Source organism: Geodermatophilus normandii (assembly GCF_003182485.1).
Classification (GTDB): domain Bacteria; phylum Actinomycetota; class Actinomycetes; order Mycobacteriales; family Geodermatophilaceae; genus Geodermatophilus; species Geodermatophilus normandii.
In genome coordinates this window covers 1,637,470-1,652,877 of sequence record NZ_QGTX01000001.1, presented here as the reverse complement: position 1 = coordinate 1,652,877, position 15,408 = coordinate 1,637,470, and the positions used below count along the sequence as shown (strand labels likewise).

General features: G+C 74.1%; 13 protein-coding genes. 5 read left to right on the top strand and 8 right to left on the bottom strand.

Features of this window, described 5'->3' with window-relative positions; genetic code table 11:
• Nucleotides 1-11: 11 nt before the first annotated feature.
• From JD79_RS08145 to JD79_RS08115, 7 genes are all read right to left on the bottom strand, one after another.
• A complete protein-coding gene (locus tag JD79_RS08145; protein ID WP_110005116.1) occupies nt 12-494 on the bottom strand; it encodes a MarR family winged helix-turn-helix transcriptional regulator in 483 nt (160 codons plus the stop codon).
• A 146-nt stretch (nt 495-640) separates the two neighbouring features.
• Nucleotides 641-1,120: a MarR family winged helix-turn-helix transcriptional regulator gene (locus tag JD79_RS08140; RefSeq protein WP_245899924.1), complete on the bottom strand. Its 480-nt coding sequence runs from the start codon at nt 1,118-1,120 to the stop codon at nt 641-643.
• Between the two features lie 38 nt (nt 1,121-1,158).
• The gene (locus tag JD79_RS08135; RefSeq protein WP_281270286.1) at nt 1,159-1,566 is read right to left on the bottom strand and encodes a heat shock protein transcriptional repressor HspR; all 408 of its coding nucleotides are present in this window, start codon (nt 1,564-1,566) and stop codon (nt 1,159-1,161) included.
• A gap of 64 nt (nt 1,567-1,630) precedes the next feature.
• The gene (dnaJ, locus tag JD79_RS08130) at nt 1,631-2,854 is read right to left on the bottom strand and encodes a molecular chaperone DnaJ (RefSeq protein WP_110005115.1); all 1,224 of its coding nucleotides are present in this window, start codon (nt 2,852-2,854) and stop codon (nt 1,631-1,633) included.
• Between the two features lie 55 nt (nt 2,855-2,909).
• Nucleotides 2,910-3,647 (bottom strand): nucleotide exchange factor GrpE, encoded by a 738-nt coding sequence (gene grpE, locus JD79_RS08125; RefSeq protein WP_110005114.1) that lies wholly within the window; start codon nt 3,645-3,647, stop codon nt 2,910-2,912.
• The gene (gene dnaK / locus JD79_RS08120; RefSeq protein ID WP_110005113.1) at nt 3,644-5,515 is read right to left on the bottom strand and encodes a molecular chaperone DnaK; all 1,872 of its coding nucleotides are present in this window, start codon (nt 5,513-5,515) and stop codon (nt 3,644-3,646) included. Before dnaK ends, grpE begins: the two co-directional genes overlap by 4 nt.
• 219 nt (nt 5,516-5,734) lie before the next feature.
• Nucleotides 5,735-6,754, bottom strand: a complete 1,020-nt coding sequence (locus JD79_RS08115; RefSeq protein ID WP_110005112.1) for a hypothetical protein — start codon at nt 6,752-6,754, stop codon at nt 5,735-5,737.
• 521 nt (nt 6,755-7,275) lie between these two features.
• Here JD79_RS08115 and JD79_RS08110 point away from each other — a divergent pair.
• The 3 genes from JD79_RS08110 (at nt 7,276) to JD79_RS08100 (ending at nt 11,983) form a co-directional block, all read left to right on the top strand.
• Nucleotides 7,276-9,567, top strand: coding sequence for a (Fe-S)-binding protein (locus JD79_RS08110; protein ID WP_110005111.1), 2,292 nt, complete (start codon nt 7,276-7,278; stop codon nt 9,565-9,567).
• A 108-nt stretch (nt 9,568-9,675) separates the two neighbouring features.
• Nucleotides 9,676-10,647, top strand: a complete 972-nt coding sequence (locus JD79_RS08105; protein ID WP_211307907.1) for a DUF389 domain-containing protein — start codon at nt 9,676-9,678, stop codon at nt 10,645-10,647.
• A 58-nt stretch (nt 10,648-10,705) separates the two neighbouring features.
• The gene (locus tag JD79_RS08100) at nt 10,706-11,983 is read left to right on the top strand and encodes an MFS transporter (protein WP_110005110.1); all 1,278 of its coding nucleotides are present in this window, start codon (nt 10,706-10,708) and stop codon (nt 11,981-11,983) included.
• On the opposite strand, the gene dcd is transcribed toward JD79_RS08100, so the two are convergent.
• Nucleotides 11,949-12,539, bottom strand: a complete 591-nt coding sequence (gene dcd / locus JD79_RS08095; protein ID WP_110005109.1) for a dCTP deaminase — start codon at nt 12,537-12,539, stop codon at nt 11,949-11,951. The two genes, JD79_RS08100 and dcd, sit on opposite strands and share 35 nt — an antisense overlap.
• 158 nt (nt 12,540-12,697) lie before the next feature.
• Here dcd and JD79_RS08090 point away from each other — a divergent pair, with 158 nt between their 5' ends.
• The gene (locus JD79_RS08090) at nt 12,698-13,045 is read left to right on the top strand and encodes a hypothetical protein (protein ID WP_110005108.1); all 348 of its coding nucleotides are present in this window, start codon (nt 12,698-12,700) and stop codon (nt 13,043-13,045) included.
• Nucleotides 13,024-15,384 carry a S8 family serine peptidase gene (locus JD79_RS08085; RefSeq protein WP_170149150.1) on the top strand — a complete coding sequence of 787 codons (2,361 nt, stop codon included), beginning with the start codon at nt 13,024-13,026 and terminating at the stop codon, nt 15,382-15,384. Before JD79_RS08090 ends, JD79_RS08085 begins: the two co-directional genes overlap by 22 nt.
• Nucleotides 15,385-15,408: the final 24 nt, after the last annotated feature.

Sequence of the window (15,408 nt, the reverse complement as noted above, 5' to 3'; positions counted from 1 at the left end):
CCGGGTGGCGGTCACGAGGCGGCCCCGAGGGCGGCGCGGGCGGGAGGCGGCGCGGCACGGTCGAGGTCGTCGGTCAACCGCTCGATCAGTTCGGTCAGCAGGCGGGCGTCGTCCTCGTCCCAGCCCGCGAGGGCCTCGGCGGCCCACTCCGCGCGCAGCGCCCGGGTCAGGGCGAGGGCGGCGGCGCCGGCGGGCGAGAGTCCGATGAGGCTGGCCCGCCCGTCGTGGGGGTCGGGCCGGCGCTCGACGAGGCCGGACCGCTCGAGGGCGGTCACCTGGCGACTGGCGACGGAGACGTCGACGCCGGCCTGCGCGGCCAGTGCGCTGCAGCGCTGCTCGCCGTCGCGCTCGAGCGGGACGAGCAGGGCCCAGCCGAAGGAGGGCAGCTGGCCGTCGAGGGAGTCCGCGGCGCGGTGGGACAGGTGCCGGCCGGCGCGGACGAGACGGGCGATGCCGGCGGTGAGCCGCTCGCGCGTCGGGGAGGTGAGGGGCATGACGTCCTCGCGGAGAGGTGATTGCAGACCGCAACCATACATCAGGTTGGTTGTTGTCTACAACCAGGCACTGCTCCGGTGTGTTCCCCACACGCGACGACGGCGCCCGGACCGAGGAGGTCCGGGCGCCGTCGGGCACTGCTGGATCAGGCGGGAGGGGCTGCGCCCGCCTCGCGCGCCTCGCCCAGCCGGTTGAGCCGGGCCAGCAACTCGCCGAGGACGGCGACGTCCTCGGCCGGCCAGCCCGAGAGGTCGGCCTCCCATCGCTCGCGCCGCGCGGTCTGGATGCGCGCCAGCCGGGCCGCGCCCTCGGCCGTCGGGGTGAGCACCTGGGCCCGGCCGTCGGCGGGGTCGGCCTCGCGGTCGACCAGGCCGAGGGCGACCAGCGAGGACACCTGGCGGCTGACTGTGCTCTTGTCCAGGCCGAGGCGGGCGACGAGGTCGCTGGCGCGCAGCGGGCCGGCGTCGGCCAGCAACGCCAGCAGGCCGTAGGCCGCGCCGTCGAGGTCGGGGTGCAGCTCGCGGGCCAGCCGGGCCGAGATGGCCCGCGACCGGCGCAGCAGCAGGCCGATCTCGCGCTCGAGCCGCACGAAGGACTCGTGCGCGTCCACGGGCGTGGTGGTCACGTCCCCATCCACGACGGCGGCCCCGCCGGGGTTCCCGCTCACCGCTGGGGCTCCCGCGGTCGCCAGACGACCAGCGCGGAGGTCGCCTGCCGCAGCGGCACGAGGTCGGTCCCCACGAGGTCCCGACCGTAGCCGCTCGCGAGGGCGGACTCGGCGGAGATCCGGCGGTGCTCGGACCGCTCGAGCTCGCCGATCAGCTCGTGCACCCGCTGCTGCAGGGCCTCGACCCGGGACTCCAGGTCGATGATCCGCTTGATGCCGGCGAGGTTGACGCCGTCCTCCTGGGAGAGGCGCTGGACCTCCCGCAGCAGCGCGACGTCCCGCGGGCTGTAACGACGGCCACCGCCCGGCGTGCGGCCGGGGGTGACCAGCCCGAGCCGGTCGTACTGGCGCAGCGTCTGGGCGTGCATGCCGGCCAGCTGGGCGGCCACCGAGATCACGAACACGGGGGCGTCGTCGGCCACGGCGCGGGCGCCGTCGGCGCGCTCGCGGTCCCCGGCGCCCGGGCGCTCACCGGGTGCTCCCGCGCTCGGCGTTGCGGGCCTGCGTGGCCGCGGTGATCTGCGGCCGGGGGTCGCCCAGCTCGGCGTCGAGGGTCTTCACCGCCCGCTCGGCCTCGGCCGACAGCCGCTGGGGGACGGCGACCTCGACGGTCACGAGCAGGTCACCGTTGCGGCCGCGGCCGGGCACTCCCCTGCCCCGGACCCGCAGCGTGCGACCGCTCGCGGTGCCGGCGGGGACCTTGAGCGTGACGTTGCCCTCCAGCGTGGGCACGGTCAGCGTCGTCCCGAGGACGGCCTCGGGGAACGTGATCGGCACGGTGAGGGTGAGGTCGTCGCCCTTGCGGCCGAACAGGTCGTGGTCGCTGACGTGCACGACGACGAACAGGTCGCCCGCCGGACCGCCCCGCCGTCCGGGGGCGCCCTTGCCGGCCAGCCGGATGCGCTGGCCGTCCTTGACGCCGGCCGGGATCCGCACGGTGATCGTGCGGGTCTGGGTGGTGACGCCGTCGCCGTGGCAGGTCGGGCAGGGGTCGTCGACCACCTGGCCGGTGCCGCGGCAGGCGCGGCACGGCTCGGAGAAGGCGAACGCGCCCTGGCTGCGGCTGGTGACGCCGGCGCCGCCGCAGACCTCGCAGGTGTGCGGCGCGGTGCCCGGCCTCGCCCCGGTGCCGGTGCAGGTCGGGCAGGTGCCCGGGCTCTGCATCCGCAGCGGCACGGTGACGCCCAGGACGGACTCCTCGAACGAGAGGGTCGCCTCGGTCTCGACGTCCTGGCCGCGGGCCGGCCCGGACGCCGCCTGGGAGCGGGCCCGGGCCGAGCCGGGCGCGGCACCGCCGCCGCCGAACAGGCCGCCGAAGAGGTCGCCCAGACCACCGGCGCGCGCACCGGCCCCGCCGGCGGCCTGCCCGAACAGGTCACCCAGGTCGAACGGCTGCCCGCCGCCGGCGCCCGGGAACCCACCGGGGAAGCCGGCCCGCGCCCCGGCACCGCCGGAGCCGAAGAGCCGCCGGGCGTCGTCGTACTCGCCCCGCCGCTTGGGGTCGGAGAGCACGTCGTAGGCCTCGGAGACCTCCTTGAAGCGGGCCTCGGCGTCGGCGTTGCCCGGGTTCTTGTCCGGGTGCAGGTCCCGCGCCAGCTTGCGGTAGGCCTTCTTGATCTCCGCGGCGTCGGCGCCCTGGGAGACGCCGAGCGCGGCGTAGTAGTCCTTCTCGATGAAGTCCCGAGTGCTCATCGGGCGCCTCCTCCCTGGTCCTCGTGGGTCCGCATCTCGCGGTCGGTCCCGGTGGTCAGCCGGCGGCCGGGGTCTCCCCCGGCGCACCGTCGCCGGCCGGCTCGGGGGCGGCGCCCGAGGGCTCGCTCACCGACACCATCGCCGTCCGCAGCACGCGGTCCCCGCGGCGGAAACCCTGCCGCAGGACCGTCGTCGCGGTCGGCACGCTGACCTCGTCGGACGTGTCGTGGAGGACCGCCTCGTGCAGTGACGGGTCGAACGGGTCGCCGGCCTCGCCGAAGGCCTCCACGCCCAGGCCGTCGAGCAGCCCGAGGACGCGGTCGGCCACGACCTTGAACGCGCCGGTCAGGTCGCCGTGGTCCCGGGCCCGCTCGATGTCGTCGACGATCGGGAACAGCTGGGCGGCGAACCGCTCGGCCGCCTGGTCGACGACGAGCGTGCGGTCGCGGTCGACCCGCCGCCGGTAGTTGGCGTACTCCGCGGTGACCCGCTGCAGGTCCTCGGTCCGCTCGGCCAGCTGGCGCGAGAGGTCACCGTCCGCGGTGGTGTCGGCGGCCGGCTGCACGGGCGCCTCCGGGACGGCCGTCTCGTTCTCGGTCATCTGCTCCCCTGGCGATGGGTGGGCCGTGGTCTGTGCCGTCGTGGTCTGTGCCGTCGTGGTCTGTGCCGGAGCCGGGCGGGGCGGGACGCCGGCCGGCTGCTCGCCGGCCGGCGTCCGCACCTCGCCGCTGACGGGGTCGATCCGCCGCTTGTCACGGATCACGACCCGCGGCTGCTCGTCCCCCTGGCTCATCGGCGGTCGCTGTCCTCGTCGACGATCTCGGCGTCGACGACGTCGTCGTCGCCGGCCGTGGCCGACGCGCCGCCGGCACCGGGGGCACCCGGGCCGGCACCGTCACCGGCCGCGGCACCCGCGTCGGCCTGCTGGGCGTAGAGCGCCCCGCCGACCTCCTGCGAGATGCGGGCGACCTTCTCCTGCGCCGACTTGATCGTGGCGATGTCCGAGCCGCCGAGGGCGGAGCGCAGCTCGGTCAGGGCCTCGCCGAGCTCCTCCTTCTTGTCGGCCGGGATGCGCTCGCCGTTCTCGGCGAGGAACTTCTCGGTCTGGTACTGCAGCGACTCGGCGAGGTTGCGGGTCTCGGCCTCGTCGCGGCGGCGCTTGTCCTCGTCGGCGTGGGCCTCGGCGTCGCGCATCATCCGCTCGATGTCCTCCTTGGGGAGGGCCGAGCCGCCGGTGATGGTCATCGACTGCTCCTTGCCCGTGCCCAGGTCCTTGGCGGACACGTGCACGATGCCGTTCGCGTCGATGTCGAAGGCGACCTCGATCTGCGGGACGCCCCGCGGCGCCGGCGGCAGACCGGTCAGCTCGAACATGCCGAGCTTCTTGTTGTACATCGCCATCTCGCGCTCGCCCTGGAAGACCTGGATCTGCACGGAGGGCTGGTTGTCGTCGGCCGTCGTGAAGATCTCCGAGCGCTTCGTCGGGATCGTGGTGTTGCGCTCGATGAGCTTGGTCATGATCCCGCCCTTGGTCTCGATGCCCAGGGACAGCGGGGTGACGTCGAGGAGCAGGACGTCCTTGACCTCGCCCTTGAGGACACCGGCCTGCAGCGCGGCGCCGATGGCGACGACCTCGTCGGGGTTGACGCCCTTGTTGGGGTCCTTGCCGCCGGTCAGCTCGCGCACCAGCTCGGTGACGGCCGGCATGCGGGTCGAGCCACCCACCAGGACGACGTGGTCGATCTCGCCGACGGAGATGCCGGCGTCGCGGATCGCCTGGTTGAACGGCGCGCGCGTGCGGTCGAGCAGGTCCTGGGTGAGGCGCTGGAACTCCGCGCGGGTCATCGTGACGTCGAGGTGCAGCGGGCCCTCGGCGCCGGCGGTGATGTAGGGCAGGTTGACGTTGGTCGACTGCGCGCCGGACAGCTCGATCTTGGCCTTCTCGGCGGCCTCGCGGAGCCGCTGCATGGCCAGCTTGTCCTTGGACAGGTCGATGCCGTTCTGGGCGTTGAACGTCTGCACCAGGTGCTTGACGACCCGCTCGTCCCAGTCGTCGCCGCCGAGGTGGTTGTCACCGGCGGTGGCCTTGACCTCGATGACGCCCTCGCCGATCTCGAGCAGCGAGACGTCGAAGGTGCCACCACCGAGGTCGAAGACGAGGATCGTCTGCTCGGTCTCGCCCTTGTCCAGGCCGTAGGCCAGCGCGGCCGCGGTGGGCTCGTTGACGATGCGCAGGACGTTGAGGCCCGCGATCTCACCGGCCTCCTTGGTGGCCTGGCGCTGCGCGTCCTCGAAGTAGGCGGGGACGGTGATGACGGCGTCGGTCACCGGCTCGCCCAGGTAGGTCTCGGCGTCCCGCTTGAGCTTCTGCAGGATGCGGGCGCTGATCTCCTGCGGCGTGTACTTCTTGCCGTCGATCTCGCCGGTCTGCCACGTGGTGCCCATGTGGCGCTTGACCGACCGGATGGTGCGGTCGACGTTGGTGACCGCCTGGTTCTTGGCCGACTGGCCCACCAGGACCTCGCCGTTCTTGGCGAAGGCGACGACCGAGGGCGTGGTGCGCGAGCCCTCGCTGTTGGCGATGACCGTCGGCTCGCCGCCCTCCAGGACGGTGACGACGGAGTTGGTGGTGCCGAGGTCGATACCGACCGCTCGTGCCATGGAGCTGGCTCCTCTTCCGTGTGCGGGTGGTGCGGGTGTCGGGGGGTCGGTCGAGGGAGCGACTCGCCTTGCGCGAGGTCCACTCAACTTTCCTGCCCACCCTAACGGCAGACCGCGCGCAGGTGTTCCCGGGGTCGGCGGCGCACGGATGATCAGGTGACCTGATCGTGCCGCGTCCTGGCTCAGCGTCGACGGCGAGCCAGGACGCACGGCGCTGAGCTAGGACGACGCAGCGGCCACGGAGTCGCCGCGCCCCGGTTGGCCCGTCCGGACGACACGGAAGCGCCGGACCCCGGCCATCGGCTCGGCGAGCAGGACGCCGACCCGGACGGCGAGCTCCCTTCGCCTCCGGGGCGCGACGTCCTCCCGCGCGAGGCGGACCACGCGGATGCCCAGCTCCCGCAACCGGTCCTCGCGCCGCTTCTCCCGCCAGAGGACCTCGCCCACCTCCCGACCGTCGACGGGATCGAGGTACTTCACCCTGCCGTCGAACTCGACCGCGACGCCGGCCTCCTCGTACCAGGCGTCGACCCGAGCGACGAAGCCCCGCGGACCGTGGACCTCGACCTGCAGCTCGGGGCACGGGAGCCCCGCCTCGAGCAGCGCGAGCCGGCCGCGGGACTCGAGAGGCGACTCCGCTCGCCCGTCGGCCAGGCCGAACGCCCGGGCCGCGTCGCCGACACCGACCCAGTGCGTGGCCCGGAGGACGGCGGCCCGCAGGTCCTCACGGTCGACGACCCGGTCGTGCAGCGCCGCGTCCATGGCGACGACCGCGTCCGTGACGCCCCACTCGCGGGCGCAGTCGACGAGGGTGCGCGCGGGGACGGTCACCCCGAAGCCGAGGACACGTCCCAGGTCACCGTCCGGCAGAGACGCCCGCGCGACGACGTAGCCCCGCCCGCGCCGCCACTGGACCGGGTCGGTGAGCCGCACGGCGCCGTCGACGTCGCCCGGGAGCACCAACCGGTGCAGCCGCGCGGCCGAGGCGTGGCTGATCGCCGGTCCGGGAGCCAGGGACAGCAGCACCGCGGTGCAGTCGACGAGGTGTCGCACGCGCGCATCCCGCTCGGCAGGCACGAGGTCCTGCGCACCGATGTAGACGCCCCGGCGCAGCCAGTGCCAGCGACGGGAGCCGAGCTCGGAGCGGATCTCGTCGGGCCGGTAGCCGACGCGCACGGCCTCCCGAGCGGTGAAGACGCCGAGTCGTGCGGCGGCGAGAGCCGCGAGGTCCGGGTGCACGTCGGCAGTCTTCGAGGCCGGCGGCGGCCGGGACGAGGCCCACCTGAGATCTGTGGACGGCCCAGCGACGCCGTCCCAGCTCGCCGTGATGGGTCGTGGCTCACCACCGACGCTGAGCTCGGACGCAGCACGACCAGGTCACCTGATCATCCAGCCCCGAGCGGTGGTGACCGGGGCGTGACCCGGGGCGGTGAGCCCGGTCACCTCCCCGGCGGTCGGCGCCGGTCCGGAAACACGCCCACGAGGTGTTCCACGACCTGCCGCACACCGCGAACGCGCAGGTCGGCGCCCGGGCGGGTGGACGCCCAGCACCGCCGGAGGGGGTCGGATCGGGGCGCGGCGCCCACGGTTACCGACGAGTAACCTGTGTCTCGGCCAGCTATCGTGCTGGCCTGCGTGGGCACAGCCGCCCGCGCGCGATCCGCCGCCGGCCCCGCGGGCCGGTGACGGCGGCGAGACCCCTCTCGCCGGCCGGTGCGGACGGAGTCAACCGACGCCGGAAGGCGTGGGGAGAGGGAATCATGACGGGCCCCCTGCAGATCGTGCTCGGCACGATCAGCGTGCTGTTCCTCATCGTGTCGGTGGTCTTCGCCTACAAGGCCGTCCGGGCGATGGTCCGGATCATCCGCACCGGCCAGGCCGACAGCAGCCGCTTCGGGCCGTTCGGCCCGCGGATCAAGACCCTGCTGGTCGAGTCGCTCGGCCACACCCGGATGCTCAAGTGGTCGGCCATCGGCGCCGCCCACTGGTTCGTGTTCGTGGGCTTCTACGGCCTGTTCCTCACCCTGGTCGAGGCATTCGGCGAGGTCTGGAACCCGGCGTTCCACCTGCCGATCCTCGGCGAGTGGAGCCTGTGGAACCTGTTCGCCGACCTCATCGGCACCGGCACGATCCTCGGCATCCTGTACCTGATCTACCGGCGCCAGAAGGACCACCCGCGCCGGCAGGGCCGCACCAGCCGCTTCGCCGGCTCCAACGAGGGCCGCGGCTACTTCGTCGAGGCCGTCGTCCTGACCGTCGGCGTCTGCATCCTGCTGATCCGGGCGCTGAAGATCTCCTCGGACCTCACCGAGGCACCGGCCTGGTCGCACCCGGTCTCGGGCCTGCTGGCCACCGTGCTGCCCGACAGCCCCGACCTGCTCAGCGTCGTCGCGTTCGTCAAGATCGTCGTCTCGCTGGTCTGGCTGGTCGTGCTCAGCCGCACGCTCAACATGGGCGTCGCCTGGCACCGGTTCAGCGCGTTCCCGAACATCTACTTCAAGCGGAACGACGACGGCACCGTCGCGCTCGGCCCGCTGCAGCCCATGACCTCGAACGGCAAGCCGATCGACTTCGAGGACCCGGGCGAGGACGACGTCTTCGGTCGCGGCAAGATCGAGGACTTCACCTGGAAGGGGATGCTCGACTTCACCACCTGCACCGAGTGCGGGCGGTGCCAGAGCCAGTGCCCTGCCTGGAACACGGGCAAGCCACTGTCCCCCAAGATGGTGATCATGGACCTGCGGGACCACCTGTACGCCAAGGCCCCGTACCTGCTCGGCGAGAAGACGGCGTCGGAGACCGCGCCCGACTACGACGTCCTCAAGCCCAGTGACGAGCAGGTCTGGGCGTCGGGCTACGCCCGCATCGAGGGCACCAACGACGCGCAGGCGCACCGCCCGCTGGTGGGCACCCTCGAGGAGGGCGGGGTCATCGACCCCGACGTCCTGTGGAGCTGCACCAACTGCGGCGCCTGCGTGGAGCAGTGCCCGGTCGACATCGAGCACGTCGACCACATCGAGGACATGCGCCGCTACCAGGTGCTCATCGAGTCGAACTTCCCGTCCGAGGCCGGCGTGATGCTGCGCAACCTCGAGAACCGCGGCAACCCCTGGGGCGTGAGCCCCAGCACCCGCGATGACTGGATCAAGGAGGTCGACTTCGAGGTCCGCATGGCCGACGGCCCGCTGCCCTACGACGTCGAGTACCTGTTCTGGGTCGGCTGCGCCGGCGCCATCGACGACCGCGCCAAGAAGGTCACCAAGGCCGTCGCCGAGCTGCTGAACACCGCCGGCGTCGAGTTCGCCGTCCTGGGCTCGGGCGAGACCTGCTCGGGCGACCCGGCCCGCCGCATGGGCAACGAGTTCGTCTTCCAGATGATGGCGCAGGAGAACGTCGAGACCCTCAACGGCGTCTTCGAGGGCCGCGTGCCGGGCACCCGCAAGATCGTCACCACCTGCCCGCACTGCTTCAACTCGCTGGGCCGCGAGTACCCGCAGGTCGGCGGCGAGTACGAGGTCGTGCACCACACGCAGCTGCTCAGCCAGCTGGTGGAGGAGGGCCGGCTCACCCCGGTCACCCCGGTCGACCGCAAGGTCACCTACCACGACCCGTGCTTCCTCGGCCGGCACAACAAGGTCTACACGCCGCCGCGGGAGATCCTCGACAGCGTGCAGGGCCTCTCCACCCAGGAGATGCACCGCTGCAAGGACCGCGGCTTCTGCTGCGGCGCCGGCGGCGCGCGCATGTGGATGGAGGAGAAGATCGGCAAGCGGATCAACGTGGAGCGCACCGAGGAGGCCCTCGGCCTCGACCCGGACGTCATCTCCACCGCGTGCCCGTTCTGCATCACGATGCTGTCGGACGCCCTGACGTCGAAGAAGCAGAACGGCGAGGCGGCCGAGCACGTCGAGGTCCTCGACGTCAGCCAGATCCTGCTCCGCTCGATGGCGCCGGTCGGCACCCCGGGCACCGAGCACGGCGCCGAGGTCGGCACCGCCGACGACGACATCGCCGGCACCGGCTCGGCCGCCACGGGTCACGGCCAGGCCTGATCACCGCCTGGCCACCAGCACCACCCCGACGGACGCCGTCGGCGAGGCACCTCCTCGCCGGCGGCGTCCGTCGTCCGGAGCGCCTCGCTCTCCGGTAGAACGGCCCGCGTGCTGCTGCAGCTGCGGGTGACCGTCCCGCCCGACCGCGCCGACGACGTCCGGGACCTGTTCGACCGCTGCCCCGGGACGGCGCACCTCGCCGTGCTGCCGGGCGCCTCGGTCTCCCCGCCCGGCGACCTCGTCCTGGCCGACGTCGCGCGTGAGTCCGCCGACCCGCTGGTGGCCGGCCTGCGCGCGCTGCACGTCGACCGCGACGGCGGGATCGCCATCGAGGCGGTCGACACCGCCGTGTCGGCGAGCGCCGAGCGCGCCGAGGAGGACGCCCCGGGCGACGGCTCGGACGCCGTCGTGTGGGAGCAGGTGGTGCGGACGACGGCGGCGGACTCGTCGCTGTCGGTCTCCTACCTGTCGTTCCTGACCATCGCGACGCTGCTGGCCGCCGTCGCGATCGTCAACGACTCGGCGATCCTGGTGATCGGCGCGATGGTGCTCGGCCCCGAGTTCGCCCCGCTGGCCGGGCTGGCCGTCGCGCTGGTCCACCGCCGCCCGGGCATCGCCCGGGCCGCGGCCCGGGCGCTGGCCGTCGGCTTCGTCGTGGCGATCGCGGCCACGGCCCTGCTCACGCTGGCCGGCCGCGGCCTGGGCTGGTTCGGCCCCGAGGTGCTCACCATGGACCGCCCGCAGACCGGCTTCATCACCGCGCCCGACCACTGGTCGGCGGTGGTCGCGGTGCTCGCCGGGATCGCGGGCGTGCTGTCGCTGACGTCGGCGAAGAGCGGCGCGCTGGTCGGCGTGTTCATCTCCGTGACGACGGTGCCGGCCGCCGCGGACATGGCGGTCTCCCTGGCGCTGGGCGGCGGCGCCGAGTTCTGGCGGGCCGCGCTGCAGCTGGGCATCAACCTGGCCGGCATCGTCGCGGCCGCCGTGGTGACCCTCGACCTGCAGCGGCTGCTGTGGCGGCGGGTGCCGCAGGTGCTCCCGCGCTTCGAGGCGACGACGCGGACCGGCCTGCGCGCCTGAACGGTTGTCCTCTGCACCCGCCTCCGGCCGTCGCGAGGGGCGGGGGGACCATCGACGGGTGACCCGCACGGCCGACGACGCTCCCCCGATCCCCACGGCCGGCGACTCCCGGCGCGGCCTGCTGCTCGTCGCGATCGCGATCGTGCTGACCGCCGCGAACCTGCGGACGGCGGTGAGCACGGTCGGGCCGGTGCTCGAGGAGCTCGAGGAGGGCCTCGGCGTCTCCAGCGCCGCGGCCGGCGTGGTGACGACGCTGCCGGTGCTGTGCTTCGCGGCCATCGGCTTCGCCGGGCCGCCGCTGGCCGCGCGGTTCCGGGACGCGCACGTGCTCGCCGGCGCGCTGCTGACCATGGCCGCCGGGCTCGTGCTGCGAGCCGTCGTCGACTCCTTCCCGCTGTTCATCGCCGGCACCGTGCTGGCGATGGTCGGCGGGGCGCTGGGCAACGTGCTGCTGCCCGGCCTGGTCAAGCGCTGGTTCCCCGAGCGGACAGGGCTGCTGATCGGTGCCTACAGCGCCAGCATGGCCATCGGCGGCGCCGTCGCCGCGGTGTCGACCGCCCCGATCGCCGCCGCGGTCGGCCCGGGCGGCTGGCGCTGGGCACTGGGCGTCTGGGCGGTGCTGGCGCTCGTCGCGGCGGTGCCGTGGTTCCTCACCCCGCGCCAGCCCGGCGCCGGCCGCGCGGAGCACCGCGCGGTGCGGATGCGCCCGCTGGCGCGCAGCCCGCTGGCGCTCACCATGGCCGCCTTCTTCGGGCTGCAGGCGATGCAGGCCTACGTGGTCATGGGCTGGTCGGCGCAGTACCTGCGCGACTCGGGGCTCAGCGCCGCGGCCGCGGGCCTGCTGCTCGGGATCAACTCCGTCGTCGTCATCCCGGTCAACGCCGTCGTCCCGTCGCTCACCGTCCGGCAGCGCTGGCAGCGGCCGCTGCTGCTGGGGTTCATGGCCTGCTACGCCGTCGGCTGGACCGGGCTGTGGATGGCGCCGCGCACCCTGCCGTGGCTGTGGATGAGCGTGCTCGCCGTCGGCATGGGCACCTTCAGCATGGTGCTGGCGCTCATCGGCCTGCGCGCCCGGACGCCCGAGACAACCGCCGCGCTGTCCACGGTCACCCAGGGCTGGGGGTACGTGCTGGCCGGCACCGGCCCGCTGCTGGTCGGCGTGCTCCGCGGGGCGACCGGCGGCTACACCGGGATGTTCGTGCTCATCGCCGTCGCCACGGTGGGGCTCACGGTCACCGGGTGGATGGTCACGCGGGACCGCTACGTCGACGACGAGGTGCCCGGCTGGTCGCCCGCGGGGGTCAGCCCTGCGGCCGCCGCGTCTCCGCGCGGCTGAAGTTGCGGAACGACCGCGACGGCGTCGGCCCGCGCTGGTCCTGGTAGCGGGAGCCGTAGACCTCCGAGCCGTACGGGTGCTCGGCCGCGCTGGAGAGCCGGAACAGGCACAGCTGGCCGATCTTCATGCCGGGCCACAGGGTGATCGGCAGGTTGGCCACGTTGGACAGCTCCAGCGTAATGTGCCCCGAGAAGCCGGGGTCGACGAAGCCCGCCGTCGAGTGGGTCAGCAGCCCGAGACGGCCCAGCGAGCTCTTGCCCTCGAGACGTGCAGCGAGGTCGTCGGGGATCGAGACGACCTCGAGCGTGGAGCCGAGGACGAACTCCCCGGGGTGCAGCACGAACGGCTCGTCGCCGTCGGGCTCGACCAGCGTGGTCAGGTCGTCCTGCTGCTGCGCCGGGTCGATGTGCGTGTACCGGGCGTTGTTGAACACCCGGAAGAAGCGGTCGAGCCGGACGTCGATGCTCGAGGGCTGCACCAGCCCCGCGTCGTGCGGCTCGATGCCGAGACGCCCCTCGGCGATCGCGGCGCGGATGTCGCGGTCGGACAGCAGCATGGCGCGGAGTCTAGGGAGCGCGCCGCCTCCCCCCATCGGGTCACCGCCGCCGGCCCCGGCTCGAGACCGGCCGCGGGGACGCCGAGGTCCCCCTGCCGGCCCATCGGAGGACCGGCCGCCGGCCGGGCAGGGGACCAGGGCCGGGGAGGAGCACAGACGTGTCGACCCTGAGCAGGCGCGCGCAGGCCGCCGTCCTGGTCACGGCCGTGGTGACCGGGTACGCCGGCGCCGCCGCCTACACCGCCCTGGCCGCACCGGCCCTCCCCGTCGCGGAGGACTTCGGGCCCGGCGACGGCCTGGACCGCTACGTGGTGACGGCGGCCGGCGGCGACGCCGCAGCACTGTTGGGGACGCTCACCGCCCTCGACGGCGTCGCGAACGCGCAGCGACTGAGCGACGGACGCGCCATCGTGGCCACCGGCGAGCTGTCCGCGGACGACCTGGCGGCGGTCGGGGGGTGGCGGCGGTCGAGGTCTCGCCCCGGGTGCCCCTGCTCGGGACCGTGACCGTGGACGACCCGTACGCGGTGCAGTACGGCTGGAACCTCGAGAACACCGGCAGCAACGCCTACCAGCAGACCGCGGTGGCCGACGCGGACATGGACGCCACGGACGGCTGGCAGGTCGGGACCGGGGCCGGCGTCGTCATCGCCCTCACCGACTCGGGCTTCGACTCCGACCACCCGGACCTCGCCGGTGCGCTGTGGACCAACCCGGCCGAGCCCTGCGGCACGGTCGACACCGACGGCAACGGCAAGGCCGGGGACTGCCACGGCTGGAACTTCGCCACCAACTCCGCCGACGTGGACAACGGTGCAGGGGGCTCGCACGGCGCGAGCGTCGCCGGGGTGATCGGCGCCCGGGCTGGCAACGGCCGCGGGTCCGCCGGGGTGGCCCCGGACGTGACGATCATGCCGCTGGTCATCGGCAGCGGTGACACCGTCTACGCACACCTGGGCGCTGAGGCGATCCGCTACGCGGCCGACCACGGCGCCGACGTCGTCAACGCCTCCTGGGGCGGCGCGTTCACCGGGACGGCGCTCGAGGACCTGCGCGCCGCCATCGCCTACGCGGCCTCCAAGGGCGTGCTCGTCGTCGCCGCAGCCGGCAACGACGCCGGGAACCGCGACAGCAGCCTCTTCTACCCGGCCAGCTACACCGAGCCCAACGTCGTCACGGTCGGCTCCAGCACCGCGGCCGACACGATGAGCGCCTCGTCGGCCTACGGCGCCACGTCGGTGGACCTGTTCGCGCCGGGCAACAAGGTGGCCACCACCTGGAACGACGGCGGCATGCGTGTGGTGAGCGGGACTTCGATCGCCGCACCGCACGTCGCGGCCGCGCTCGGTCTCTACCGGGCCGCCATGCCCACCGCGACGATCGACCAGCTCAAGCAGGCGCTGCTCGAGGACACCGACCCGATCGCCGCCTTCCAGGGCAGGTCGGTGAGCGGCGGCCGGCTGTCGATGACCGGCCTGGCCGAGCGCGGGCTGGAGGCCGTCGACTACTCGTTCCGCTCCACGACCGCCCCGGTCGGCACGGTCAGCCCCACCATCGCGGTGAGCGGCACGACCGAGCCGGGCGCCTTCAGCGTCACGCTGGGCCTGGGCGTGCGTCACCAGGGCAGCACCTGGGCCGTCGCCGACCTCCCGCTCGCCCTCGACGGCGCGACCGTCCCCACGGACGCCGAGGGACAGGCCACCTTCTCCCTCGGCGCCCGCACCTCGCTCGACGGCCTGGTCCTGGCACCGTCGGCGACCCTCCCCGAGGGCCGCTACGTGCTCACCGTCCAGCTCACCCGCGACGGCGAGCCGGTCGGTTCCCCCCGTGCGGCCCCGCTCGTGGTCGGCTCGCCGGCCCCGTGGACAGTGGGATCGGCGGGACGCCGACGCCGGGCACGACCAACCCGGGTACCACGACGCCGGGGACCACGACGCCGGGCACCACCAACCCGGCACCACCAACCACCAACCCGGGCACCACGACCCCGGCACGACCACGCCGAGGACCCGACGCCCGGCACCACCGACCCGGGCACGACCAACCCGGGACCACGACGCCGGCACCACCACCCCGGCACCACGACCCCGGCACCACCCCCGGCACCACCACGCCGAGGACCCCGACGCCCGGCACGACGACCCCCGGCAGCACCACCCCGGCACCACCACGCCACCACCACGCCGGGGACCACGACGCCGGGACCACCAACCCCGGGAGCAGCACGCCGGGGACCCCGACCCCGGCACGACCGACCCCGGCACCACCACGCCGACCCCGGCACCGGCGGCCAGCAGACCTACCCGGGCACCGGAACCTTCGGCATCACGTCCATCAGCCCGGTGCGGGTGTCGGTGACCGGCGGGACCGAGGTCCGCGTGGCCGGCCTGGCCCTCCCGGTGGGCGCCCGCGTGCTCGTCGGGACGTCCGGCGCGGCCACCGTGGTCCGCTCCAGCACCAGCGAGGTCGTGTTCCGGACGCCGGCCCGGGTCGCCGGGCGGTACGACGTCACCGTCTTCGCCCCCGACGGCCGGTCCGAGGTGCTCCGCAGCGTCCTCGAGTACGTCGCGGCGACCACGGGAGGCACCACGCCCACCCCGGGCACCGGCGGCACGACGCCCCCGCCGACGACCACGCCGCCGACGACCACGCAGCCGTCCCCCGGTGCCGGCAGCGGCCCCACCCCGGGCGGCGGGAACGGCGGCGCGGCTCCGACGACGCCGTCCGAGGTGACGGGCCCGGGCGACCTGCGGCTGGTCCGCTCGGCCCGGTGGGACGCGGTGCCGGCGTCGGTCTGGTCGCTGGACTGCTCGTCGTCCTGCCGTGGCGCGGTGCTGCGCGCCTGAGGCCCCCGCGGGAGCGACGGCCGG